Annotated in this window: 24 protein-coding genes; 17 read left to right on the forward strand and 7 right to left on the reverse strand. The window is 43.2% G+C overall.

Features of this window, described 5'->3' with window-relative positions; translation table 11 throughout:
- The first annotated feature begins 14 nt into the window (after nucleotides 1–14).
- Entirely contained in the window at nucleotides 15–1,121 is a 1,107-nt protein-coding gene (locus QNH28_RS04675) for a Glu/Leu/Phe/Val family dehydrogenase (RefSeq protein ID WP_283910369.1), read from the forward strand.
- A 188-nt stretch (nucleotides 1,122–1,309) separates the two neighbouring features.
- Here QNH28_RS04675 and QNH28_RS04680 read toward each other — a convergent pair whose 3' ends face one another.
- Nucleotides 1,310–1,996: a peptidylprolyl isomerase gene (locus tag QNH28_RS04680; protein ID WP_283912050.1), complete on the reverse strand. Its 687-nt coding sequence runs from the start codon at nucleotides 1,994–1,996 to the stop codon at nucleotides 1,310–1,312.
- 204 nt (nucleotides 1,997–2,200) lie between these two features.
- Between QNH28_RS04680 and QNH28_RS04685 the strand changes: the two genes are divergently transcribed.
- Nucleotides 2,201–3,406: an MFS transporter gene (locus QNH28_RS04685; RefSeq protein WP_283910370.1), complete on the forward strand. Its 1,206-nt coding sequence runs from the start codon at nucleotides 2,201–2,203 to the stop codon at nucleotides 3,404–3,406.
- 139 nt (nucleotides 3,407–3,545) lie between these two features.
- Here QNH28_RS04685 and QNH28_RS04690 read toward each other — a convergent pair whose 3' ends face one another.
- The 3 genes from QNH28_RS04690 to QNH28_RS04700 all read right to left on the reverse strand — a co-directional run bounded on the left by QNH28_RS04690 (nucleotide 3,546) and on the right by QNH28_RS04700 (nucleotide 5,613).
- A complete protein-coding gene (locus QNH28_RS04690) occupies nucleotides 3,546–4,400 on the reverse strand; it encodes an IS3 family transposase (RefSeq protein ID WP_283910371.1) in 855 nt (284 codons plus the stop codon).
- A gap of 20 nt (nucleotides 4,401–4,420) precedes the next feature.
- Entirely contained in the window at nucleotides 4,421–5,110 is a 690-nt protein-coding gene (locus QNH28_RS04695; protein WP_283910372.1) for a helix-turn-helix domain-containing protein, read from the reverse strand.
- Between the two features lie 98 nt (nucleotides 5,111–5,208).
- Entirely contained in the window at nucleotides 5,209–5,613 is a 405-nt protein-coding gene (locus QNH28_RS04700; protein ID WP_283910373.1) for a hypothetical protein, read from the reverse strand.
- Between the two features lie 225 nt (nucleotides 5,614–5,838).
- Here QNH28_RS04700 and QNH28_RS04705 point away from each other — a divergent pair, with 225 nt between their 5' ends.
- Complete coding sequence (locus QNH28_RS04705; RefSeq protein WP_283910374.1) at nucleotides 5,839–7,737, forward strand: sensor histidine kinase; 1,899 nt, start codon at nucleotides 5,839–5,841, stop codon at nucleotides 7,735–7,737.
- Between the two features lie 113 nt (nucleotides 7,738–7,850).
- On the forward strand, nucleotides 7,851–9,761 hold the full coding sequence (locus QNH28_RS04710) for a sensor histidine kinase (RefSeq protein ID WP_283912051.1): 1,911 nt from the start codon (nucleotides 7,851–7,853) through the stop codon (nucleotides 9,759–9,761).
- Nucleotides 9,762–9,777: 16 nt separating this feature from the next.
- Here QNH28_RS04710 and QNH28_RS04715 read toward each other — a convergent pair whose 3' ends face one another.
- Together QNH28_RS04715 and QNH28_RS04720 are read right to left on the reverse strand one after the other, a co-directional pair.
- Nucleotides 9,778–10,017, reverse strand: a complete 240-nt coding sequence (locus tag QNH28_RS04715) for an NHLP leader peptide family RiPP precursor (protein ID WP_170880314.1) — start codon at nucleotides 10,015–10,017, stop codon at nucleotides 9,778–9,780.
- Nucleotides 10,018–10,111: 94 nt separating this feature from the next.
- A complete protein-coding gene (locus tag QNH28_RS04720; protein WP_283910375.1) occupies nucleotides 10,112–11,053 on the reverse strand; it encodes a hypothetical protein in 942 nt (313 codons plus the stop codon).
- A 103-nt stretch (nucleotides 11,054–11,156) separates the two neighbouring features.
- On the opposite strand from QNH28_RS04720, the gene QNH28_RS04725 reads away from it, so the two are divergent.
- Nucleotides 11,157–11,450 (forward strand): hypothetical protein, encoded by a 294-nt coding sequence (locus QNH28_RS04725; protein WP_283910376.1) that lies wholly within the window; start codon nucleotides 11,157–11,159, stop codon nucleotides 11,448–11,450.
- Nucleotides 11,451–11,490: 40 nt separating this feature from the next.
- On the opposite strand, the gene QNH28_RS04730 is transcribed toward QNH28_RS04725, so the two are convergent.
- Nucleotides 11,491–13,401 carry a beta-N-acetylhexosaminidase gene (locus tag QNH28_RS04730; protein WP_283910377.1) on the reverse strand — a complete coding sequence of 637 codons (1,911 nt, stop codon included), beginning with the start codon at nucleotides 13,399–13,401 and terminating at the stop codon, nucleotides 11,491–11,493.
- Nucleotides 13,402–13,485: 84 nt separating this feature from the next.
- On the opposite strand from QNH28_RS04730, the gene QNH28_RS04735 reads away from it, so the two are divergent.
- From QNH28_RS04735 to QNH28_RS04790, 12 genes are all read left to right on the forward strand, one after another.
- Nucleotides 13,486–14,340 (forward strand): AraC family transcriptional regulator, encoded by an 855-nt coding sequence (locus tag QNH28_RS04735; protein ID WP_283910378.1) that lies wholly within the window; start codon nucleotides 13,486–13,488, stop codon nucleotides 14,338–14,340.
- 539 nt (nucleotides 14,341–14,879) lie between these two features.
- Complete coding sequence (locus QNH28_RS04740) at nucleotides 14,880–16,304, forward strand: sensor histidine kinase (protein ID WP_283910379.1); 1,425 nt, start codon at nucleotides 14,880–14,882, stop codon at nucleotides 16,302–16,304.
- A gap of 24 nt (nucleotides 16,305–16,328) precedes the next feature.
- On the forward strand, nucleotides 16,329–16,964 hold the full coding sequence (locus tag QNH28_RS04745) for a response regulator (RefSeq protein WP_283910380.1): 636 nt from the start codon (nucleotides 16,329–16,331) through the stop codon (nucleotides 16,962–16,964).
- 265 nt (nucleotides 16,965–17,229) lie between these two features.
- Complete coding sequence (locus QNH28_RS04750) at nucleotides 17,230–17,967, forward strand: YveK family protein (protein ID WP_283910381.1); 738 nt, start codon at nucleotides 17,230–17,232, stop codon at nucleotides 17,965–17,967.
- Nucleotides 17,951–18,592, forward strand: a complete 642-nt coding sequence (locus tag QNH28_RS04755) for a CpsD/CapB family tyrosine-protein kinase (protein ID WP_042185169.1) — start codon at nucleotides 17,951–17,953, stop codon at nucleotides 18,590–18,592. Before QNH28_RS04750 ends, QNH28_RS04755 begins: the two co-directional genes overlap by 17 nt.
- A gap of 83 nt (nucleotides 18,593–18,675) precedes the next feature.
- Nucleotides 18,676–19,566, forward strand: a complete 891-nt coding sequence (gene galU, locus QNH28_RS04760; RefSeq protein ID WP_036676615.1) for a UTP--glucose-1-phosphate uridylyltransferase GalU — start codon at nucleotides 18,676–18,678, stop codon at nucleotides 19,564–19,566.
- Between the two features lie 30 nt (nucleotides 19,567–19,596).
- Nucleotides 19,597–20,289, forward strand: a complete 693-nt coding sequence (locus tag QNH28_RS04765) for a sugar transferase (RefSeq protein ID WP_283910382.1) — start codon at nucleotides 19,597–19,599, stop codon at nucleotides 20,287–20,289.
- 25 nt (nucleotides 20,290–20,314) lie between these two features.
- A complete protein-coding gene (locus QNH28_RS04770) occupies nucleotides 20,315–21,250 on the forward strand; it encodes a glycosyltransferase (RefSeq protein WP_283910383.1) in 936 nt (311 codons plus the stop codon).
- 9 nt (nucleotides 21,251–21,259) lie between these two features.
- Nucleotides 21,260–22,606 carry an O-antigen ligase family protein gene (locus QNH28_RS04775; protein ID WP_283910384.1) on the forward strand — a complete coding sequence of 449 codons (1,347 nt, stop codon included), beginning with the start codon at nucleotides 21,260–21,262 and terminating at the stop codon, nucleotides 22,604–22,606.
- Nucleotides 22,603–23,376 carry a WecB/TagA/CpsF family glycosyltransferase gene (locus tag QNH28_RS04780; protein WP_283910385.1) on the forward strand — a complete coding sequence of 258 codons (774 nt, stop codon included), beginning with the start codon at nucleotides 22,603–22,605 and terminating at the stop codon, nucleotides 23,374–23,376. The genes QNH28_RS04775 and QNH28_RS04780 overlap by 4 nt, the downstream gene beginning before the upstream one ends.
- The gene (locus QNH28_RS04785) at nucleotides 23,373–24,851 is read left to right on the forward strand and encodes an O-antigen ligase family protein (RefSeq protein WP_283910386.1); all 1,479 of its coding nucleotides are present in this window, start codon (nucleotides 23,373–23,375) and stop codon (nucleotides 24,849–24,851) included. The genes QNH28_RS04780 and QNH28_RS04785 overlap by 4 nt, the downstream gene beginning before the upstream one ends.
- Nucleotides 24,817–26,202 carry an oligosaccharide flippase family protein gene (locus QNH28_RS04790; RefSeq protein ID WP_283910387.1) on the forward strand — a complete coding sequence of 462 codons (1,386 nt, stop codon included), beginning with the start codon at nucleotides 24,817–24,819 and terminating at the stop codon, nucleotides 26,200–26,202. Before QNH28_RS04785 ends, QNH28_RS04790 begins: the two co-directional genes overlap by 35 nt.
- Nucleotides 26,203–26,224 lie beyond the last annotated feature (22 nt).

Here is a 26,224-nt window from a genome sequence, read left to right on the forward strand (position 1 = left end):
AGGGGATATTGAGAATGGAATTATTTGCAGCATTGGAGCGGGACGATTACGAGGAACTGTTATTTTGTCAGGATAAAGCATCAGGATTAAAGGCCATCATCGCCATTCATGACACGACATTAGGGCCCGCACTGGGTGGAACACGGATGTGGACCTATGCTACAGAAGAGGATGCAATTGTTGACGCGCTTCGATTAGCAAAAGGGATGACATACAAAAATGCAGTATCCGGCCTAAATTTAGGCGGTGGAAAAACAGTGATCATAGGGGATCCCAAGAAGGATAAGAATGAAGCTATGTTCCGTGCTTTTGGAAGATACATACAGGGCTTGAATGGACGCTACATCACAGCCGAGGATGTTGGTACTACCGAAGAAGATATGAACATTATCTATCAAGAGACAGATTATGTTACAGGAACATCACCTACATACGGTTCCTCGGGCAATCCTTCACCAGCTACGGCTTACGGCGTATACCAAGGGATGAAGGCAGCGGCCAAAGCAGCGTTTGGCAGTGATTCGCTCGAAGGGAAGACTGTAGCCGTTCAAGGCGTTGGGAATGTGGCTTTTTCGCTGTGCAAGCATCTTCATGAAGAAGGCGCTCAGCTTATCGTAACCGATATTCATAAAGAAGCTGTGGGGCGCGCGGTAGAGGCTTATGGCGCTAAAGCAGTCGATCCTGCAGATATTATCAGTACAGACTGTGATATCTATGCTCCATGTGCACTCGGAGCAACGATCAATGATGAATCCCTGCGGGTAATTAAGGCAAAGGTGATCGCAGGTGCGGCCAACAATCAGTTAAAAGAGGCCTATCATGGCGAGACTCTTTACGAAATGGGCATTGTGTATGCTCCTGATTATGTGATTAATGCCGGTGGCGTTATTAATATCGCGGATGAGCTGAATGGCTATAATAAGGAGCGTGCGTTTAAGCAGGTTTCAAAAATTTACGATAACATCACCCGCGTCCTTGAAATCTCACGTTTAAACGGAATTCCTACTTCTGTCGCAGCAAATCAGCTTGCAGAGGAACGGATATCCTTATTAAGAAATACTCGTAGTACTTTCCTGCGTAACGGTCAACATGCTCTTAGCAGAAGATCACTACGGGGATAAGTCACATAGATTCATCCATTAGTTATCCTTAATAAAAAAACTCGGCAGTCCATCCGAATTCTTTCCGGTTGGGAGCTTGCCGAGTTTTTTAAATATAAGAATTTATAAGTTTCACGCTATATATTATCCTTATATTTCTCGCATAAACGCTTACCGTCCATTAAGGACGCCGAAGGCGTTTTTGCTTATTATTGTACCTTTTGTGGTTCTGGGTAAGTGACGCCCAGTGTGTCGACGGTTACTTTCTTCATCACTGGTGGCTCTTCCGGACGATCGGAACCATCTCTTTTCAAGCCAACAATGGATTTAACCACTTCCATACCCTCGGTAACTTTACCAAAAGCGGCATAGCTTCCATCTAGGCTAGGGTATGCTGCATCCATAATAAAGAACTGGGAACCAGCAGAATCTGGAGCCTGCGATCTTGCCATGGACAGAACCCCTTCCGTATGCAACAGGTTATTGGTGAACCCGTTTCCGGAGAATTCTCCAGCGATACTATATCCAGGGCCACCCATGCCTGTACCATCAGGGTCACCGCCCTGAATCATGAAGTCAGGGATAACTCTATGGAAAATGGTGCCGTCATAAAATCCTTTTTGAATCAGTGAGATGAAGTTGTTCACAGTATTAGGGGCAACTTCAGGATAAAGCTCGGCTTTGATAATGCCTCCGTTATCCATCTCAATGGTCACTATGGGGTGGCTTGCTGTAGCTGAAGGCAGTCCCTCGGTAGCCCCAGGATTTGTCTCATTACTACTTGTGTTATTTCCTGCTGCGCCACTGCTGCTTCCGTTATTACCACTGGCATTGTTATTGGTAGGCTTATTACCGCAACCTGCTGCAATAACCATCACCAGGCATAACATGACCATTAGGATAGCAGATCTTGCTCGTGTAGACTTCACTAATCAATCTCTCCTTTTTCTTCAATAATCTCGTAGGTACTTCTCATAATAACCTCTTTGTCCCTTTACATGCAAAGGTCAGTTGTGACATGTGGGATTGGCACATCCTCAAAAGAGGTTTACAATAATAGGAATGTTTCCGCGAGAACATCAAGAAGGGATGTGTAGATCATGCGCTTTTCATGGAAACGGAACTTAATCGTGCTTTGGGTAGGTGTCTTTTTTTGTAGTACGGCGTATTCGATTTCTATTCCGTTCTTATCCATTTTTTTGAGTGACGAGCTTGGGGTTACGAATCATTTGGAAATTTGGTCTGGGGTTAGTTTTGGCATAACCTTTCTAGCCAGCGCTTTAATTTCTCCCTACTGGGGTTCCCTCGCCGACAAATACGGTCGGAAGCCGATGCTTATTCGCTCGGGCTTTAGTTTGGCAGCCTTATATCTGATTAATTATTTCGTGCATGATCCTTACGTCTTTCTGATCGTGCGCGTCCTGCAAGGGTTACTTGCAGGATTTGTTCCCGCTGCAATTGCCATGGTGGCCACGAACACACCTGAGAATAGAACCGGTTATGCGCTGAGTATTATGTCTACAGCTGGAGCAACGGGCAGTATCATTGGTCCGTTGATCGGCGGTGTAGTGAGTTTTTATACTAGCAATCGGGTTGCTTTTTTATTCTCGGCAGGTATTGTACTTGTTTCGGCACTTATCGCTACTTTTTTTGCTAAAGAGGAGAACTTTGACCGATCTGCCCCGAGGTCACATGTGAGTGATGATATCAAAGAAGCGAGAAGTAATCGCGCATTTATGACTTTGCTATCGCTGGCGGGGATTAGCACCTTTTCTGTTATGATTCTGGAGCCGCTTATTCCGATACATCTGCTAGACATGGGGATCGCCAAAAGCAGCGCCTCGCTAAGCTCAGGCATTGTATTCTCCGCTGTGGGTATTGCTACTGTGCTAATGGCTCCACAGTGGGGTAGAATCGGGAGCAGGAAGGGCTTCGGGATGATCTTGTTCATTGGATTAATCGGCGGAGGTATCGGTAACATTCTGCAATTCTTTGTTACAGGGTATGTGGAATTCGCCGTTCTTCGTTTTGCCTACGGCTTGTTCTATGCAGGTGTGCTTCCATCTGTAAATGCAATGATTGTACAAGTGATTGAGCCCGGGTTTCGCGGACGTGCTTTTGGTCTCAACCAAGCGGCCTCTCAACTCGCGACAATGGCCGGGCCTATTATAGGGGGCTTACTTGGAGCATTTATCCAGATCCGCTGGGTGTTTGTGATCAATGGGGTGATGCTGCTTGTAGCAGCGGTGTTGGTTAAGACCCGTAAGCTGGATGCTCAAATCGCAGCAGCACGTTCAGTAGAATAACCGAGGTTAGTGCTCATAATGAAAAACAAATAAAGCCGCCGGATTCTGAAGTGCACCCTGTCAAGTAGACAGTCTAAAAAACAAAAAAAGAGTTAGTTTAGATACCTCAACTCGTATTACCAGAGCTGAGGTATCTTCGTTATGCAGCACGTCGGTATTCGTTAGGTGACAAGCCATCCAAACATTCTACGTAGCGGTAATTATTATAGTAGTAAATATATTGGCTAACCTCTGTGAGGACATCTTCATAGGTATCATACTTTGTAAGATAATAGCTTTCTGACTTGTATGTACCCCAAAAACGCTCAATAGGTTGGTTGTCCAAACATCGGCTTACACGAGACATGCTTTTCTTAAATCCGTATTTCACATGAAGTCGGTTGTACTCATGAGAAGTATACTGGAAGCCTCTGTCGCTTTGTAGAAGAGGACTTACGCCAGGGTTCTTCGCGTAAGCCCTCTTCAACGTATCCATCACGAGTTTATTGTTGTTGGAGGGGCTTAATACCCATGAGACAATGGAATTATCATATACATCAATAATAGCGCTCAAATAGGCTTTGCGCCCATTCCCGTATTTCAGTTCTGTCACATCTGTACACCATTTTGAATTAGGAGAATTGGCATCAAAGTTACGGTTCATTACATTTTCAGCTACATGGATCTCCGTAGCTTTCACATAACTCGCTCGTTTTCTACGAATGACTGCTTTAAGCCCAAGAGCACACATAATTCGGTAATAACGCTTTTTGTTATACGGCTTTTTGAGCTTTCGGTTTAATTGCGTGCGCATTTGACGGTAGCCAAGAATCCCTTTTCGCTTGTCATATCGTAGCTTTACTTCTTTCGCTAACGCACGAGTTTCAAGTTCTATGCAAGAGGGTTTCCATTTTAACCACTTGTAATAGGCAGATCGAGCAACCCCAGCTAACGCACACAACTTCGTAATTGCGTGACCTTTTTCTTTGTTCAGTTCTTGAATCGCTTGATACAAGTTTACTTGTCTAACAAGGGTTAGCGTGTATTTCGTCGCTTGATCTCCGCCAACTTTTTTGCGAAGTCATTCTCCATCTCTAGGTATTCATTTCGCGCTTCTAGCTCTTTAATCCGTAGCTTAAGACGTTCATGGTCCTCTAGTTCTTCTACAGGCTTTTTACGACCTCGATTGTCCTGAAGAGCTTCCTCACGGCCAGCTTGATATTTCCGAACCCATGCGTAAACTTGCTGATAAGATACACCGTACTTTTCAATCGCTTTCTGATAATCCAATTCATTAGCGATGGTATATTGTGCAATTTCAATACGTTCTTCGAAAGTTGTTTTACGCCCTTTGTTCATATGAGATAGTCCTTTTCCTTTATGTGTAGGTTTTAATTCTATCTCATTAGTATACTTGGTAATCCATTTAATCAAAACACTTCTACTTGAAATATGATGCTTGTTTGTCGCCTCTTCAACGGAGAAACGACCAGACAACACTTCGTTAACAGCAGCTAGTTTGAATTCCTTAGAGTATGTTTTCCATGTTCTCGATTCCTTTAACCCGTCCAAACCATCTGCTTTATATTTCCTAATCCATTCTCTAATCGTGTGCGAACTAAGACCTCGCTGTTTTGCCTCATAGTTTGGATTCGACTTGTGCTCAAGGCACAGCCGTACGACATGTAATTTTACTTCTAAAGATGCTGGACTTCTTTTAGACATTAGAAAAACTCCCTTCATTGTAGCAGTAGAAGTTTTTGTTTTTTCTACTGTCTACTATGAAGGGAGCATATCATTCTAGTCCGGCGGCTTTATTTGTTCTAATCTCCCTGTGATCCGTTTATGATGTCCGTTCCAGGCATACCATCCACAGGTGGTGAAGCCGGGTCGATGATGGATCCTGGATACACCTCATCTGCATCAGGAATGTCTTCCAGAGGCGCTTCCTCCTCTTCCATCTCTAGTAGCTCCTCGTCCTCAGCGTAATCGATATCGCTGCTTGTTAGTCCTGCCGTTTCAGCAGCCAGAATTGCATCGGATTCCAGTAAGTCATTTCTTTCGAGCATTTCCTCCGGTTGGTTTAAACCAATATCCGCCGCCAAATATTTATCGCCAACCAACGCGGGGTCGGCATCTTCATTGACGACATCCTCTGCATCAATATCGGCATGTATATAACGCTCATATGCAAAATCGGCTTCAGTTTTATTAGGTGTATCTTCCATAGCCGTTCACTCCCTCAGTTAGATAAGTTTTAGACTTCTTATATGTATCTTTACCCGAATGCCTATGATCGAATCGTCTTACAAATAATCAGGGGAATAACACTGATAAATAACGTCTTTTTTCGAGAAAATTTACAAGAATAGGCAGGAATAGTGCGAAGGTTGTCGAAATTAAGAAGCATATATGAACATTTAAACAACTAATGAATTTACTGAGGTGCTACGATGAAGTTGCCAAAACCAAAGATAGCGGCTACTTTGCTATTATTTCTATTGCTAACTGCAATAGTGCCTTACGGTGCGGCGATAGTGAGTGCTGGATCTTCAGACTCTGCGCTACCAAGTTGGGAGATTAGATTTGGAAATACAGAAGCAGAGACTGTCGAAGAAGCTGTAGCAGCTTCAGACGATGAATGGATTCGCGTAACGCCTCATGATAGCAAACCAGAGACTCCAAGAGGTACATCCTCAGCGTGGCTCCGGTTTTCTTTGCCGCAAATGAGTGAGAAATCAGCGTTATTCATTAATAAGGTATATGGAAATAGCGTCAAGGCTTATGTGAATAACGCGTTAGTATATGATTCTGAGAATAAATATAATTTCAACGGCAGCAAAATTTTAATTCCTCTATCCAAAGAAGATGGAGGACAAGAACTATATATATGGACCCAGGGAGGTAGCAAGGATTTAGGGATAGAAGGCGAAATAAGAGTAGATCGCTATAGTAAGCTGTTGTCCATTTATGTGAAGCAGGGCTTAATGGATATCATCTTTGGGACGACGTTTATCTTTATAGCTATTGTCTTGTTGATTTGCTCATTATTCTTGAGAAAAGGATTTTTTACGGACGGATTTTTGTTAGTGATCATTCTTTTATCCATTGGAATCATAGTGGTTACGTATTCTTCATTCTTGCCGATCATCCTCGGGGATTATGGGAAAATCGTGCTTATCTTCTTTGATTTAGCCTTGTATACCTTATTGCCAACCTTAACATTTTATTTTGAGAAAGTGTTCGGTTCAGGGAAGAAACAAATCGTCACTCGATTCCGCAAGTTTCAGATGCTGTATTCTATATTCTGTTTTTCACTAATGGTTATTAATATCCTTCTGTCGTACCAGCTGGAAGACTTTTATAGAATCATGACTGCTAACGTTTTAGGTATTCTTATGATTGTGCAATTTATATTATTGTTAAGCTTGGCGTTTATTCATACTTATCGGGGTAACGGGGATGCTATTGTTTTCACCGCAGGTTTTACTATATTTGCATTTGTATCTCTAGGCGAATTAGTCGTGTACTACATATCCAGAGAAACCTATCAATTATATTGGTGGAAGTGGGGGATGATGTTTTTCGTATTATCCTTAATCGTCATTCTGGGCAGAAGGTTTACGAGAAACCATGAACAACTCGTTGAATATTCTCGAAAGCTTGAGACGTTCAATAATGATTTGCAGCGTTCCGAGAAAATGGAAATTATAAGTGAATTAGCGGCTTCTGTGGCGCATGAGGTGCGCAATCCCTTGCAGGTAACCCGTGGTTTCCTTCAGATCCTAGGAGAACGGTCAGATCATAAGGAGAGAGAATATATGCACATGGCCATCGCAGAACTGGACAGAGCCACGGTTATTATCTCGGACTTCCTTACCTTTGCTAAGCCGGGGCTAGAGACCATTGAGAGGCTTGATGTATCCGAAGAGTTACGGCATGTGTCGGGTATTCTCTCTCCGCTTGCGAATTTGCAAGGGGGAGTCATTGAACTTGACCTGCAGTCGGAACTCTGTGTGATTGGATCGTCTGCCAAATTCAAGCAAGCATTTATTAATATTATAAAAAATAGCATCGAAGCCATACAGGATAATGGACTTATTAGAATTACAGCCTGGAAATCCGAAGGCCATGTAATGATCAGTGTACGTGATAATGGGGAAGGAATGAGTAGTAGTGAACTGGCCCGATTGGGTGAGCCTTATTACTCTAATAAAACAAAAGGAACAGGGCTTGGACTTATGGTAACCTTCCGAATTATTGAGGCGATGGAAGGGACAACAGAGTTTCAGAGTGAGAAGGGGGAAGGAACGGAGATTATTATTAAATTGCCAAAGTATAGAAAAAATTAGGAGAACTTAATGTTTATTCCGTTTTTTAGGAGGAAAGGGTAGTGTAGTGAGCGAAGTAGTACACACAGAATATTGTTTCTGAAACTTCCTTCTGAGGTGCCTATATGCGCTTGATGGTTAGAATACTCCACATTACAATCACCCTTTCTTTCCTCCTTCTAGGTTATGGCTCTATCATTGTATCGGCGGCGAACCCATATCCATCTCAAGAAATTACAAAGTGGCAAATGAAATGGGAGGCAGAAGCAGGAGACACGGGAAAAGAGATTCCGTGGAGTGAAGGCCAGCAAAACTGGATGAACGTAGATTCTAAGAAGGGACTCCCGGAGTTACCTTCAGGGTTATCCTCTTCTTGGACCCGTATTTCCTTACCCGATTTTGAATATGTGTCTCCTTCAGTGTATATCGATACTTTATATGCTCTTCATGTGAGAGTGTATGTGGAGGATCGTTTGATCTTCGAAGAGAATCGTAAATATATCAAGGATAACTATTCTTTGCTGTTGCCTTTAAGTAAAGAAGATAACGGGAAAACACTGTATATCTGGACAGCAACGATGCAAGACAGAATTGGAATTAAAGAAAGTGTAGTGATTGGTGAACACAGTCAATTAGTTAATGAGTATATTGAGAATGGACTAAGTGATGTGATTTTGGGCTGCGCTTTTTTTCTGGTGGCTATCGTTCTATTTATAAGTGCTCTATACATAAACAAAGATTATTTCTCTAGTATTGCTTCACTAGCGGTGGTTATAGCGGCTACCGGGATTCTTTCTATAACCTACTCCCCTTTCATCTATATCTTTTACAGTAAATTGGGGCCGATCAGTAATGTATGTTTGGATTTAGCTCTTTTTTCACTTCTACCAGCGCTTACTTTTTTATTTGAAAAATTATTCGGTAGTGGTAAGTTCGCTGTCATTCGAAAATTTCGTCAATTTCAAGTACTGTACTCCTCATTTTGTTTGTTATGTCTTTTAATCAATCTCCTATCGAATAATCGTTATATTGAGTTCTATTATTTTGTTTCTACCACCATCATAGGGTTCATCCTCATTCTTCAGTTCATCCTGTTGATCGCATGTGTGATCATGTTCTCTCTTAAAGGAAATAAAGATGCTATTGTTTTTTCCATTGGATTTGGAATCGCTGCGTTTACTGTAGTTGCAGAGCTACTATGGTATTACATCCAAAAAGGGAACTACGATTTGTTCTTATGGAAGTGGGGGCTGGTTGCTTTCATTATTTCCCTGATCGTAATTCTGGAACGAAAATTGACCTATAGCCATCAACAGGTTATTAATTATTCTAGAGAGCTAGAGCGTTTCAATAATGAATTGGAGCGTTCAGAAAAAATGGAGATCATTAGCGAGCTTGCTGCATCCGTAGCGCATGAAGTACGAAACCCACTACAGGTCACTCGGGGTTTTCTTCAGCTGCTTAGCGAAAAATCCCTTAACGAAGAACAAATTTATATGTCAATGGCCTTAAGCGAACTAGATCGCGCCTCTAATATTATTACTGACTTCTTGACCTTTGCTAAACCAGAATTTGAGACGATCTCTAGTCTGAATTTATATGACGAATTCAAGCATATTGAGAGTATTATGCAGCCCCTTTGTCACATCAATGGTGGGAAAATGATTCTGGATGTATCCGGCCAATTATGGGTAAAAGGAAATTCCTCGAAATTTAAGCAGGCGTTCATCAACATTATCAAGAACAGCATTGAATCATTCCGTGAGGAAGGGTTCATTTATATGTCAGTGTACGGTGAAGATGATAAGGTGATTGTTCACATTAAAGACAACGGGGAAGGCATGGACGCTGATGTTCTGCACCGACTCGGAGAACCATATTTCACTAAGAAAAATAAAGGGACAGGTTTAGGATTAATGGTCACTTTCCGCATTATTGAAGCTATGCAAGGCGAAGTGAGATTTACAAGCAAAAAAGGAGTAGGAACCGAATCCATTACCATACTGCCATTGGCAGAAGCTCCGGATGATTCCTACTCCCTATGAGGTTAATCTTGCTGTCTTACCAAGAACCGCGTGGTGCTGCGGTTGCTTTCAATACATCTGATGATGGACTTGGTGGAATTACAAGATAGAATTCATTTGAACCTTCTTCAACGGCTTTCAAAGTAACACTGTCAGGAATGATTACGCCTAGCGCTTCTTGGAGAGCTGCTTTTGGATCTGCTAGTAATCTTTGCTTGAAACTTGGATCTTCCCATGCCTTTTGAATGACTTGATTTCTAAGAACTGCTTCTGACATAATAATCACCCTTTCCAAAATGTATATATTTACCTTTAATAATATAACATAGCAATTGTGCTAATACTATTCTTTTTATTACAAAATAATAGAATTATTGTATATTTTTTGACAAAAAATAAAATAAGCCGCCACCTTGTAAAAGCTGCTTCTCTGCTTCGATGGAATCGGAGATCTGTTGTAAGTTAGTCACCAGCATGGAGTGGAACGCTAAGAGATGGGGGACATCCAAACTGGAAGCCATCACTTTGCGATGGGTATCCTGCGCTAATTCGGCATAGGTACGTAGTCCGTTTGCCGTAAACAGGAAGAATTCGACTTCTTTTGATGTGAGTGTGGTTGCTTTATCAGTGGATAGATAGCTTCGTGTGAGTGAGAGGAGACAATTATAATTATAACTGCCTTCTGATAAATCTTCGTTCCAGTCTTCATAGTCGTCAAGCATTTGCAGTGTAAGCAGAACAGAATCGATCATTTCCTCAGACTGCGGTACAAGAGAATCCTTACCTGATAGCAGAAGGGCAGCGGTACTGGATAGTTTGAGCGGACTGGCTTTATAAGAAATTTTAATCCGATCGTTAAGAAAATAGTCGCTGGCGGTTTCATTACTGACACTGTCTGCCCATTGAGTAATATAACGATTGAACGAGGTCCAGAAAGAGGAGTCATTCGGCAACAAACCTCTGTAGATATTCAAAAATTCAACATAGAGTAGGTTCGCCAAAGGTAGTCTTTCGTATGTAGAGGATTCTTTGCTGTCCATCAGGTCATCCTGTATGAAAAAATATAACATGAAGAAGACATTGCCCATCGACATTTGATGGGTAATTTCTGCTGAGAGTCCGCAGCCTTTCTGAAGCCAAAAGGGTAATAGATAACATATGTAATTTTTGTGGCTTTCCGCATTGAATACGTTAAAATGTTCAAGATAGGACATGCCTTGTGAATTTAGAGGCTCTGGAAATTCGGAGATGATCTTTCTGCTCTCTTGAAATACTAAGCGGAGTTCTTCTTCGTAATCATTTAGCCAATCCATTGCATCCCTCCTACAATTAAACTACAAAAAACTGGTTCTTTCGCCCTGATTATATCCTTCTCTTTATTCCATTACAACTAAAATTTAGGAGGTTTCAGGACAAATGGAGTGCTATACTTTTGGCCAAATGCTTATGAATATTCGAATGGGGCAAAAGGCTGAGACGCCAGACGGCCGCATTGTGATGCGTACCTCAGCAGGACTTATTTGGACAAGTGGGATTTTGAATGGGAAAACAGTAGAAATCAAAGATTATTTGTTCTCTGATCTGTGGCAAATCTATGAGGATGAGGAAAGTAAGAAAGAGGGAATTGGCAGAGAAAAGCATGAAAAACGGGAGCGGGAGATGCTTGAAAATCAATATGAAGAGCTGCGCTTAGCGAGTCGGAAACGCTGAATTCAGCGTTCGACTCGCCAATTGCAGCAAGGATGAGGAATTACTTCGATTTCAATGCTTCGTATTGACCTCTTAGTCGCACAAGTCTCCAGATACTTTGATCTAACCCACCGAGTCGGTTGCGCTCGGTCCACAATAGACGATATTGATGAAGAAGAACATTCAAATCATTGATTTGCTCCGTAATCAGATTAGGTTCAATGGAATCTGGTGCGGATGCCAGCTGCAATTTAATTCTGCCAAGCTGTACAGCATGCTTCACAAAATGGATTCCGTTACTCAGTTCCTTTAGGACAAGTTCAGCATCATCGCATTGAAGATCAAGTCCCGAGAGACGTGCCTCGATAGAAAGCATGTATTCTTCGAGATTGTTGAAATGTTCTTTGGTAAGTTTCTCTACAATTAACAAATTATCGAGATTGGTGCGAAGCAGCAGAGACATTTCCGTATCATTTGAACGAATAATCTCAGATTCAAGCTGATAGTAATTTCCCAGATCAAGGAGTAGTTGACCAATACCCTCGGAGCGATCCGCGAAGATGAATGTATTTAAATACTTTGCAGTGTTCACATCTAGATTGTTATCTACATTCCAGGCAAGCGCAGCACCGTAAACATATCCAGTATAGCTGATTGGGAGATGCTGCCAGTGCCCGTGATCACCCCAATCGGTAATGAGATAGCCGATGGCACCATTGTTCTTGCCATGAATAGCTGCGCTACGCAGATTGGCAAACATATTGTCGCTACGCCCAGTAATAGAGTTCCATGAGCTGGTGCCTGGGCAGACATAGAAAGGAATGCCTGCTTCACGGAATTTGAGGGTATCCGACTCGAAAGGATGTTCCGCACTGTAGCCCCATTCCATAGCAATAATATCTTTAGGCAGATGAGGGATTAGTTCAGGATGCTGGATAATAATATCGCCCCAGAATTGCATTGTTTTGCCACGTTTCGTAACGAGCTCATAAATCTTCTGAAGAAAAGATAAATAGATCTGACCTTTGCCTTGTGCTTCAGCTAGCGCTTTGCTTTTGCCAAGACCAAGCTCATACGTCTCGTCACAGCCAACATTAAATTGATTAGAGGAGAAGTAAGGAAGTAGATCGTCGAACATTTTTTCTAGCAGAGGGAGTACGGCAGGATCTTCGGTATCAAATGTGCCTGGATGCATAAATAGTCCTTCTGGATATACATCTCCCATGTACAATTCCTTAGGAAGCATAAATCCCTCTGGGATTTCGGCCAAAGCATTGAATTCAGGACGGGAAAGCCAGCCTTCCATATGTCCAAAGCTGTTCTGGTTCGGAACAAGCTCAATATAACGCGCCTTGCAGTAGGCATCCAGAAGCAAGATTTCCTCTCCAGTGATCGGTGTCTCAAGCTCCCACACTTGAGGGAAAGATTCATATGCGAATGGAGCACCTTCTATATATAGCTGAAGCTGGTTCATCTTTAGATCGGCCATAAGGTCAATGATTCGGTACAAGGTTTCTTGCTTCGGGATTTTATTGCGGCTGATATCAATGGTTATCCCTCTCGCACCAAAATCAGGTTCATCGTGAATATGTAGATGAGGAATAGATCTGCCGCTTTGTTCTATGATTTGTTTCAGGGTTGTCACTGCGTAGAAGGCTCCGACAGGTGAGCTATAGGAGACAACGATACCGCTCTGATCAATAACAATCTCATATGCCTGCTCAGATAATAATGGCACATAGCGAAAGGTACAAGCGGATACAACCGTTGGGCGTGTGCCAATGGATAAGGTCAAATGAAGATTTAGGGCTTGTTTAATCACAGTTTGCAGCTTTTGTGCAGCTGGCTTTGCACATTGTTCTCCTGTACTAGGAAGCACGATGCTTCCGCTTATTGGGAAACGGAAGGAGCCTTGTGACAATGTGATTTCACGCGGATTAGGTAGAAGCAGTAGTGTAGAATGATTAAGCATAGCGTGGACACCTCTTATTCATGTAGAATATGATCAACTTCACCATAACCTTATCACTACTAAACAAGGGGAGGAATACCTATAATGTCCAAGCACATGGATTATATGATCAGTCCATATCCAATACGAATTATTGATCCGAAGGTTGAGTCCTCCAAGCTGAAGCTTAAAAATATAAGAGTAGGACAAGCCGGCCATTTGCCAGGAAGAACGTTATTCCGTTCCGGTGTAGTTTTTGAACACTGGGCTATTGTTTACATAGTATCAGGTGGTGGCACCTATATGGAGACTTCGGGGAAAGAACAGCAGGTGCGTGAAGGAAGCTTATTCTTTTTTCGCCCAGGATACAGCTACAATTTCGGCCCACCACCTGGAGGGAGCTGGGATGAGTATTATATTAATTTTAATGGGACACGTGTATCCGAATGGTTGGAATCGGGTTTAATCGCAGGCGGAAATGTGTTCCAAGCGAAATCGATTATGGGTCTTTCGACCTTATTTGAAGAAGTGCTAGAACGGATGGAGAGTGGAGAACCTGCAGATGCAGATCGGGCCGCACTACTCGTTGAAAGAATGCTATTGGAGTGTTCTTTTATAATAGAAGAGAAAAGCTGGAATGCTCAGGCAGATTATATGCGTCAGATTCGGGAAGACCTAAATTTATGTATTTATGGTGAAATGGACCTAGAGCAAATTGCGGCTAAACATCATATCTCGATGTCTACCCTTCGTCGTCTTGTTCGGCGTAGTAGCGGGTATCCACTTCATGAATATATTCACCGTCTTAAAATGGCTGAGGCCAAAAAGCTGCTTCTAAACACCTCATTACAAGTGAAAGAAATATCGGGCATGCTTCATTATAATGATCCATTCTATTTTTCACGGTTATTTAAAAAATATATGGGGATTGCGCCACAGCTTTGTCGTAGTAACATTTAAATCGACATCATACTACTAGAGTCCCAATGTGAATTGTTATAATTGTATAATTGTTGTCGTTTTATAAGATATGTTGAAAATTATGGATTAATATTACATAAATACGTTAGTTCTTAATAACTATAGTGGATAAAATGACAAATTTTAGGTATAAAATCTTCTGAAAAAATAATAAATTTTTTGTAACTATTTTTCAAATGGAAGCGTAAACATGGGAAATGTCAACTTGTTATTGTGATTTTTCTCATGTATGATGCTTTTATCGAGCACAGTACAATCTCGCATTTTCCAAAAAAACTGGAGAATAGGGTGGTGGGATGAAAATCAAACCAACTGCAGAAGACAAACTGATTGAGTATTACAGGTACTTCTCTTTGTCCCTCACATCGCTCATGTATCTTCTAGATAAAACGGGACCTTCCGTAATTTATAAATGCCTTGTTATTGCCATACTTTTTCTGTTTGCACAAACGTTCTCATTTTTTTATCGGAGGTTACGAAGCAGGCCAAAGACTCTCGTCCTGGCTGTTAGTATAGAGATGGTGGGAATTATTGTATTGACTTTGTTTACCGGTGGGTACGAGAGTTCCTTTAGACTCTATGTGCTAAACCCTGTATTGATTGCTGCAGGCTCATTGTCTATTTATTTTGGATGGTCGCTGCTTTTAAGTTACATCAGTATTTTTGCGGTGTTCTGTTATTTTTTTATCAATTCTGCGAACAAAACTTTTCTCGAAGTTGTGTATGTAAATGGGAATCTGTTTCTAACGCTGGTACTTGCGGTTATAATAATGCAGAGCGTTAATCGGATGAAGCGTCAACGTGAGGAATCGATTGCTCGCACGAAAGAGACGATGGAGCATATCAAATCGTTATATCATATCGTGGAAACCTCAAGCCAACATGATTTCATGAATATCGGTCAAGTGATCACCGATTATGTTGTTAAGCTAACGAAGCTGGATAAGGCTTTGTTTTGGTTCGCTAAGAAAAGCGGAGAACCAGCGCCGCAGAGCAGGCAGACCGGCTGGCAGCAGGAAGAGGAACAGTTCTTATTTTCTGAACTGGGAAAACATGAGCATGAATGGAGATTGCAGCGAGAGCCTATTTTTAGAAGTCTTCCGGGATTAGGGGACTTCCTGCTGATGCCTGTACGGATGAGCACCCGTTTTGTAGGGGTAATTGGACTCAAGCTGGAGTCTACAGAGGGGCTGGAAGGCCGGAGATGGTATATCCAGCAATTGATATTCCTATCTGAGCTAAGTGCGAATATTCTTGAACGTCATGAGCTAGGTGTGATTGAGAACCGTCTGATCATCACGAATGAGCAGAACCGGATTGCAGATGAAATGCATGACAGTGTATCCCAGAGTCTTTTTGGGATCGTGTATGCTACCCATTCGCTGAAGGAAACGTGGAAGAAAATGAAGGATTCTGAGCTGGAGGAGCAAATCGAGCTTATTCATGATTCTGCTACTAAGGTAGCCAAAGAACTGCGGATTACGATTTACAGTCTTAGCTCTAAGAAGAGCGGCGGACCTACATGGCTCGGTATGGTAAGATCACATTTGCAGAGTTTATCCAGATTAAATGATGTTGATATTGAATTAAAAATAACGGGAGATGATTTCAGTCTCCCTTATCCTTACCACAAGGCGCTTTTTCGGATTATCTCTGAAGCCACTGGAAATGCCATCAGGCATGGCGCTGCCAGTCGAGTGGATGTAGAACTGTCTCTGAAGCCGACTTGGATCCGATTATTGATTTGTGACAATGGTGTTGGTTTTGATACTGATTTGTTATGGATTGAATCCGAAGATAGTGCAAGTGGGCTTGGCATGAAGAATATGCAATATTTGACGCAGTCGCTAGGTGGCGACTTCCAGCTGTCCAGTAATGAAAATATGGGAACGAGAATCTTGATTTCCATTCCTGTGGGTGTAGCTGAATTAAAGAATGCATAAACTTTAGAGCGGGAGGTCGTTTCTATGAAAATCGTCATTGTAGATGATCATCCTCTAGTTAGAAGAGGGCTGGCATCCGTTATTTCGATGCAACCGAATGTGAAGTTTGCTGGAGAGGCGACGAACGGCCAAGAAGCGCTACTTGTGATTGAGGAGACGCAGCCTGACCTTGTACTCATTGATCTTAAACTAGCGGATGAATCAGGACTTGATGTCATCAAGACAGCACGTGCTCGTGGTATCGTTAGTAAGTTTATTCTGCTGACATCATCTGCAAGCAGAGAGGATTTTCTGAAAGCTGAGGAAGTGCTGGTAGACGGATATGTACTGAAAGAGGCATTGCCAGAAGAGTTACTATTTGCTATCCAATTGGTCCATAAAGGAAGAAAGTATTATGATCCTGGTCTGATGGAAGATAAGATGCGAATGAGTGGAAGTAGTCCGACCGATGAATTGACCCCGAAAGAGAAGGAAGTCTTAATCGAACTAGGACAGGGCGCTTGCAACAGAGAAATTGCCTCACGTCTTTTTATTAGTGAATTTACAGTGAAAAAGCATGTCAGTCAGATTTTAGCGAAATTACAGGTGGCAGATCGTACACAGGCAGCGCTTTACGCAAATGCTGTCGGATTGACCAAATATGAAATGTCTTATGAGTGAAAGTTGAACTAATTTATAAGCATTGTACATAAACACGGACTGGATGTCCGTGTTTTTTTGTGCGTCAAAACTTAAATTAGCCCTAAATATGGCACTAAAGTATACCTCACCCCCCTCTTAAGGAGTACAACGTCTTACTCCAAAGTGAAGAGGAAAGTGATGGTATGAGCCATGTGGCGAATGGTGTGGATTGATAGAATTAAAGCAACAACTGAAACTTTCATGAATGCTTTCAGAATGTAATTTTAGCGGAAGGAGGGTTACTGTGGAAAAGACGATTCTGGATTACATTAACCTGATTAAAAAAAGGTTTTGGCTCATCATGGTGTTCGTTTTGATCTCCTGTGCTACGACTTACTACGTTAGTAAAAACTTCGTTGAACCCGTCTATTCCGCTTCCGGACAGCTGCTTGTCAACAATATTGCCAAGGCTCCCGAGAGCAACAATCTTAATGATTTGAGCTTTAGCCTGAATTTAATTGAGAGTTACAAGGAAATTATGAAATCACCGACCATCATGAAAAGCGTAATAGAAAATCACCCGGAGTTTGGTCTGACGGCTGATGAACTAAGTCAGAAGCTTGAGATTAAAACTTCAGAGAAGAGCCAGGTGATCAACCTCAATGTTCAGGATGAAAACTACACCAAAGCTGCCGGGATCGTAAATGCGGTTTCGCAGACATTCATTCGTGAATTGCCATCGCTGATGAGGGTAGACAATGTTACCTTGCTGACACCGGCCGATCCGACTGATGTTCCAGGGCCCTCGAACGGCGGGTTTGCGATGAATCTCATCATCAGCTTTGTTGTATCGCTTATGGCTGCCCTAGGAATTATTTTGCTGATGGAAACTCTTAACGGCACATTAAGGTCTGAAAAGGAAGCGGAATATGACCTTGGTCTTCCGGTAATTGCTTCGATCGCAACCATTCGTAAACGTGATTTGGGTAAGGCGGCAGGCGACACCAGAGTAAAGGAGGGTGCTTATGTTGCGGCTAAATAAGAGTCTGGTTACAGACGTTAATCCATCCTCGCATATCTCCGAATCGTTCCGATCGCTACGCACATATATACGCCAGCTTGGAATAGCGCAGGGTAGTGGAGGAAAAGTGCTACTCTTTACGTCAGCAGAAGCTGGAGCAGGCAAGACGACGATTTTGTCAAATCTAGCGGTGTCTTTCGTCCAGGATGGCAAGAAGGTAGCGGTGGTGGACTGCAATCTGCGACATCCCGGTCTTCATACCGTGTTTGAAGTAGAGGGGAGTGACGGACTTGCGGCTTATTTAAGTGGGCAAGAGGAAGCGGATAACATCGCTGTCCTCGGAAATTTGGCCAATCTTTCGGTCATCCCGGCGGGTAAAACGCATGTTAGTCCGCCTGATTTGCTAGGTAACCCTAAAATGACCGCTTTGCTCGAGGAACTAAAAGAAAACTACGATCTGATCCTGCTGGATTCTCCTTCGGCAGTCGACTTCAGTGATGCTCGGATATTGGCACCTCAAGCAGATGGCGTGATCCTGGTGGCCAGATACGGAAAGTCCAAACGGGAATCGATTCGCAAAGCGAAGACGCTGCTTGAACAAACCGGCTCCAATCTAATCGGAATTGCCATGAATCAGGCTAAGTAAACGTTTATGCTTTCGAAGTGAGTTTTGTACGAAGTCAAATCATTGAAGCTAATGCTCACAAAACTTTTAGGAGGTAAAGTGCGATGAAAAAGGTGAAAAAAGTAATCATACCCGCGGCAGGACTAGGTACGCGCTTTCTTCCTGCAACAAAAGCCATGCCTAAAGAAATGCTTCCGATTATCAATAAACCAACGATTCAATACATTGTGGAGGAAGCAATTGCTTCCGGTATTGAAGATATCATCATTGTTACTGGTAAAGGTAAAAGAGCCATCGAGGATCATTTTGACAATGCGTTTGAGCTGGAGTCTCGGCTTCTGGAAGATGGAAAACTGGATCTGCTTAAAGAGGTTCAGCGTTCAGCCAAGGTAGAGATTCACTATATTCGCCAGAAAGAACCAAAGGGTCTGGGGCATGCCGTATGGTGTGCAAGACGGTTTATCGGTGATGAGCCATTTGGTGTCATGTTAGGCGATGATATCGTCACAGGAGCCGTACCTTGCCTTAAGCAGCTGATCGATCAATATGAAGAAACACAAAACTCGGTTATCGGAGTTCAAGAGATTCCTGATGAATTCACGAATCGTTACGGTATTATTGAACCGGATTTACAGGACGGTAAATTGTATCGGGTTAACAATTTTGTAGAGAAGCCGCCATTAGGTACTGCGCCTTCCAATCTGGCAATCATGGGCCGTTATGTGTTTACTCCGAAGATCTTTAAGTATCTTGATTTGATGGAAGAAGGCGCTGGCGGAGAGATCCAATTGACAGATGCCATTCAGAAGCTGAATCAAAGCGAACGGGTATATGCCTATAATTTTGACGGAACAAGATATGATGTCGGCGAACGGCTTGGATATATTTTGACAACACTTGAATTTGCACTGCAGAGCGAAGATTTGCGCTATCCGGTGATGGATGCAATGTCGGAATGGCTGAATAAAATGGGACAAACCAGCTTGAGTAGTTAAGTTGAGTTCGCAAAATTTTAGATGAGGAGGATGAGCATGCAAAAACTGCCGGAAGACTACGAGGCGGTCCTGCCGAAACTTTACATGCTGCATACCGATGAGAGAAGGAAAGAAGCGGAGTCCTATTTGATAATGAAACGGATGATCGATATCTTTTTTTCCGCTCTTGGTCTTCTCGTGTTAATGCCATTATTTGTTGTCGTGGCGATTCTGATCAAGCTGGAGGATCCGAAAGGAAAGGTGTTCTTTCGGCAAAACCGGGTTGGGAAGAATGAAATGCAGTTCCCGATGTATAAGTTCAGATCCATGGTTAGTAACGCTGAAGAGTTAAAAGAAAACCTGATGGCCTATAACGAAGTGAGCGGTGCCATGTTCAAGATTAAGAACGATCCGCGGATCACACAGATAGGGAGATTCCTGCGCAAGACGAGCATCGATGAGCTGCCTCAGCTGTGGAATGTGCTGATAGGTCAAATGAGTCTAGTCGGTCCTCGTCCTCCACTGCCTGAAGAGGTGGCTCAGTATACGGAATATGACAAACAGCGTTTGACGGTTACACCAGGCTGTACCGGATATTGGCAAGTGAATGCCCGAAACAGTGTCGGCTTCGACGAAATGGTACAGCTGGACTTAACCTACATCCATATTCGGAGCACCATGCTGGATCTAAAAATCATTGCTAAAACCGGACTGATGTTACTCGGTTCAAAAGATGCTTATTAATAATGTGGAAATTAGGTGAATGCCGATGCGTGAATACGGAGACGTTCCTAAGCTTTCCATTATCATCTGTACCTACAACAGAGCACCTTTATTGATCAAGACGCTTCAGTCACTTTTAAAGCTGGATCACTTAGAGCAGGCGGAGATCATTGTTGTGGATAATTGTTCCAAGGATGATACAGAAGCTTGCGTCAAAAAGTTTATAGGAAAGCATGGAGCTGATATAGATCTCCGCTACATGATGGAACCTATGCAGGGGCTTTCAGCGGCTAGAAATACAGGAATTCTGGCTTCCAAATCGCCGCTGATTGCCTTTCTCGATGATGATGCGATACCTTGCCAGCGATGGATAACAACGATTGTCAGTACTTTCGAGAGTAAACCGGAGGTCATGGCTATGGGAGGCAAAATCGCTCCTATATTCGAAAGTAAACGTCCGGACTGGTTGATTAAACCCTTTGAGCTTCCGTACACGATTGTTGATTTAGGTAGCCGGATTAAGGAATATCCCAAGCAACTTCATCCTTGTGGGGCCAATATGGCGATGCGGAAGCTCGTATTCGACATCAGCCTTTTTCCCCTAGATTTAGGAAGAAAGGGTGATTCTCTACTCTCCGGTGAAGAGACCTGGTTATTCGGACAGATTCAAAAAGAAGGGCATTCCATCCTCTACCATCCGGAAATGGCGGTTGACCATTTCGTTCCGGCGGCCCGTTTGACGGAAGATTGGATTATGAGGCGCTATTATAGCCAAGGTATCTCTAACGCTATGAAAAGCGAAGGACTAAAAGGCAAGCTGCTTCTAGTGGGAAAGACAGCCGCTAAGCTCGTGTATATTCTGGCTGATTCTATCCTCTCAAGAAGTAAAGGAAGAAGGCTTTTGAACAAATGCAGGCTGGAGAGTATTCGTGGAACGCTTCATATGATTCTTAATCGGGAGAGGCATTCCGCAGCGGGGTGAGGGATTAACATGACAAATTTTGAGTGGGGCTCCAAATTAAATGTTTTGCCATACGGGATGCTCTATCTCATGTCGGCCCTGTTCTTTGGAACGGCGGTCATCTACCAGCCGGTGATTGCGATAGCTGCCGTGCTTCTGATTATTTTGCTAGGAATCTCGATTTCACGGCCTGAACTGATCAGTTATTTCGTTCTAATCACGACAGCAATATCGATTAACTTTTTATATGATGGCAGCATGTTCGGAATGGAGATACTATCCCTTTATAAATTGGTTATCGTGATGCTGCTTGTTCCTTGTATTCTGGTCAATGGTTTGCGGTTTCGTCTGAGTCACCCCTTGTGGGCAATGGTAGCGCTGCTGGTGATTACCTTTGGATCTTCGATTTGGCTGCCGGAAATGACCTCATCCATTGCTGTTAAAGCTTTTATCGGTCTATCCATTCCATTCGTATTTTTATTAATCAACTGGAAAAAGAATGTAGCCGAGCTGCAAATCAAAATTATCTGTATGCTTCCCCTTGTTAGTGTAGTGGTTGGTTTGTTGCTGCAGCTTGCGCATGTTCATAATTTTCTCAACATCGAGTATACAGGCGCTGTACGGATTCAGGGGGCTAATATTCCTGCGCATCTAGCGATGCTGGCCTTTATGGGAGTAGCGATTCCATTTATAGAGGTGAAGCGGAATCCGCAGCAAGCACGCTTTTTCTATATCATGTTAGTTCTAAATTTCTTTATCTTGATTGGAACAGGAACAAGAGGGCCTATATTGGCACTTGGACTTACCGTTCTCTATTACTTCTATGATATTCTTCGTCAATATTTGAAGGGCAGAACCTATCTGCTAATTCCGTTGTTGGGTGCATTTTTCCTAATTGTAGTCGCTGTCTTTTGGCAGCTCGATAATTTTGAGAAACGTTCCTTTGAGAGACAGACAGATACGGCTGTAGATTTATCAGGAAGGTCGGAGGCATGGGAGTATTTCTTGAACAAAGCTGCAGATTCTCCTTGGTCTGGTAGAGGGCTTGGTGCAGTTACGGTAGCAAATGATGGAACATTGTACAAAGGTTTTGTGGTTCCGCACAACGAGTATATCCGCTTTTACTTCGATGGGGGATATATTGGCGCTATTCTGTTGATGTTCTCTTTATTGGCTGTATTTATTCTGGTGTACAGAGCATTGGCTCCACCGATCAAACCTTATTATCTGTTATTTATTGCAGCGTTTTTAATCTACTCATTCTCTGATAACACGCTGTCGACGGTCCAATTTATTATTCCGTTCTGTTGGTACCTGAACTGCCTGTATCGATCTTCACAGCCAACCGATTCCCCACAAAAAGAAGTGATACGATGAATCAAGTGAATATGTTCGATGTCAATTTTGATAACTATGATTTCATGGATTTGCTTGATTACATTGATAAAACCATTCAGGAGAGGAATCAGTCTTATATCCTCACTTGCAATGTAGATCATGTGATCAAGCTTCGTAAGGATAAAGAATTTCAAACGGTATATTCGAAGGCAGGGGCAGTTGTTGCTGACGGAATGCCACTGATCTGGGCATCCAAAATGCTAGGCAAGCCGCTTAAGCAGAAGGTATCCGGCGCGGATCTATTTAATCGATTGGGCAACGCCTTTGAGCAAAGGAAGTACCGGCTGTTCTTCTTAGGCTCAGCTGAAGGTGTGGCGGAACGGGCAGCAATGAATCTGAAAACAGCACATCCCGGAATAAATGTGGTTGGCTGTTATTCTCCATCCTATGGATTCGAGCACAATGAGGAGGAGAATGAACGCATTATAGAGATGCTGACAGAGTGCCAGCCAGATATCGTGTTTGTTGGTGTAGGAGCGCCTAAGCAGGAAAAGTGGATTTATCGCCACTATACCTCTTATCAAGCTCCGATATCGATCGGAGTGGGAGCGACCTTTGATTTTATGTCAGGATCAGTGAAACGAGCACCCAGCTTCATGCAGAAAACAGGGTTCGAATGGTTCTGGCGGCTTAGCCAGGAGCCGGGCCGGCTCTGGAAAAGATATCTTGTGGACGATGCACAATTTCTACTTTTATTACTTAAGGAACTGCGTAAGCGGGATAAGGTGAAGGAAGGAGGCTTGGAATGAGTGTATTTACGCCCCCATCACTCAGGTTCATCAAGACGGCTGGATTAATAGGGGGGACTGCTGCTGTAGGTGTCTCTCTTCCGCTGATCATCGGCTTCTCCAGTGCGATGCTAAGTTCATCGAACAGTCTGCAGGGAGCCATTCTCTCAGCCATCCTATTCCCGGCTTTCTTACTAGCCATACTTAGACCGAAAATGCTGGTTGCTTATACCTTGCTAATCTGGGCAGTAGCTCCAGAGCTACGCCGCATTGCTGACTGGTCAGAAGGAGTGTATCACTCTGTATCCTTGCTGAGTTTAGCCCCCTTGTTAACCGGTGTAACCTTGATTATTCCGTTGCTGAAGGAGATTCACAATATTCAAAAATCCTCCACGCGGATCATGTTAATGTTCGCAGTAGCGCTGGGTTATGGTGCTTTAATCGGTTTGGCTAAGAATGGCATGGGCTCAGTTTATGACTTAGCGAGTTATATTGTGCCACTGCTGTTATTGCCGTACTTCGCCGTCACGAAGTTCAAGCCGAAGGATATCGACCGACTGCTTACCGCTTTTGCCAATATTGCTGTCCTAGTTGCCATTTACGGGATTGTCCAGTATTTGACGGTGCCACCTTGGGATGTGTTCTGGATGAAACATGCGGACATGATGTCCATCGGGAATCCATATCCATTGGAAATTCGAGTGTTCTCCACACTCAACTCGCCAGGTCCAGCTGCAACATTCTTAGCATTTGCTTTAGTTCCAATGATTCTGGAGAAAAAATGGCGGGGAACACTGCGCTGGATTGGTGTTCTGTTGGTGGTAATCTGCCTGCTGACCACTTTAGTCCGCGCGGCATGGCTGATTCTTCTGGTGATGCTGCTCATGTATATTGGAACCTCTCCCTCTAAGGGAAAGTGGAAAACCTTGATCCAGTTAGTTTTTGTGGCTGCTGCGTTGTTCTGGGTTGTGCCTAAATTGCCTGGTGCTGAAGGACTGGTCGCTAGGGTAGAGACACTTTCTTCTGTTCAGGAAGATCATTCTTATAATGAACGGTTAAGCTTATGGCAAAACATGCTGCCGATGGTCGCTGCCAATCCAGTAGGTCAGGGAATTGGCAGTGTCGGTCAAGGGACTAAGCTTGGCAACGGCGGCGAGCTTGGAGAGTACGGAATTATGGATAACGGAGTTATCGCCTTACTGCTTACCTTTGGTGTTCTGGGTGCTGTTTTCTTCTTCGGGGCTTTAGGCGCAGTTGTCAAACAGATATTCACTAGAGTAATCAGCAAGGACCAATTGCAGCCATACGCCCGACTCGCGCTAGCTACTTGGACCGGTGCGATAGTCAGTCTGGTGTCAGATAATGGGTTTCCCGGACTCAAGGGATACTTAATCTGGATGCTGATCGGTCTTGGCCTCAGCGCAAGGGAGATTACTCAAAGTAGAAGGAAGGGAACACCATATGCAGCAGTTGAATGCAAAGTCTCTCCCCACTAGAACAATCTGGTCATCTTTTAGACTGTTCGCAAAAAGTAAGGACAACAGCTCGGCAGCCGTAAAAACTATGTTTGTCAGTGTCATGATCCTACTGATTAACATGTTAACGGGTGTACTGACCGCCCGTTATCTTGGACCGGCAGGACGTGGGGAACAGACGGCAATGATTAACTGGTCACAGTTTCTGGCGTTTAGCATGAGTTTTGGGATTCCATCAGCTCTGATTTATAACGCTAAGAAAAACCCGGAGGATGCCGGAGTGCTTTATCGAATGGCATTGCTGCTCGGTATCATTTTTGGGGTCATAGCAATGATTATAGGCATAGTGGTCTTACCCTATTGGCTGAAATCCTTCAGTCCGGAGGTTGTGACCTTTGCCCAGTGGTCAATGATTCTGTGTCCGATTATAGTGATCTCTCAAATTAACAATGCAGCTTTTCAATTCAGAGGTGAATACAAGAGGTTTAATTGGATTCGTTATCTAGTTCCATTGCTAACCCTAACGATAATCGGGATATTGATCGCACTGGATCGGATGAATCCTTTTACAACTGCAATTGCCTATCTCCTTCCGGGAGCGCCGCTGTTTATCGGAATGGCGATTTCCTTGCTGCGCACCTATAAGGTGAAGATGAGAGGAGCCTTTCAGAATTTAAAAAGATTGTTCACTTACGGGCTAGGTTCCTACGGCAATGATTTGCTTGGCAATTTCTCTTATTATATCGATCAGATCGTGATTGCTGGCTTGCTAAGACCTGCTGATTTGGGGCTGTATGTAGTGGCAGTGAGTTTGTCGCGGATGGTTAATTTTTTCTCAAGCTCGATTACTATCGTACTGTTTCCCAAGGCCTCTGAGCTGTCAAAAGAACAGGCAGTTGAGTTAACATTCAAAGCCTTTCGAATTAGTACGACCTTCACCATGCTTGGAGGAGTAGTCCTGATGCTCTTAGCCCCTTTAGTGATTCCGCTGATGTACGGCAAAGATTTCAACGCGGCATTAACCGTGTTTCGCCTGCTGCTCCTTGAAGTGACCATTAGCGGAGGGACGATCATTCTGGCGCAGGCCTTTATGGCGTTAGGCAAGCCAAAAGTTGTTTCGATGCTTCAAGGTTTTGGCTTACTCTTGGTTATCCCAATGTTGTTCTTGCTCATCCCTAAATTTGGCTTACTCGGAGCAGGGATAGCGATGCTGTCATCAGCAATCCTGCGATTCTTCTTCATTGTTCTCAATATAAAGTACACCTTGAAAGTTAAACTTCCCCGGCTGCTCATTACCCGGGAGGACATCCAGTGGATGAAGACGACGATGAATTCTTACATTCGCAAGAAACCGATGGATATGAATGGATAATGCGAAAGACAAAGGAGGAAAC

It is taken from the genome of Paenibacillus sp. G2S3 (assembly GCF_030123105.1).
In the GTDB taxonomy this organism is placed as follows: Bacteria; Bacillota; Bacilli; order Paenibacillales; family Paenibacillaceae; genus Paenibacillus_AQ.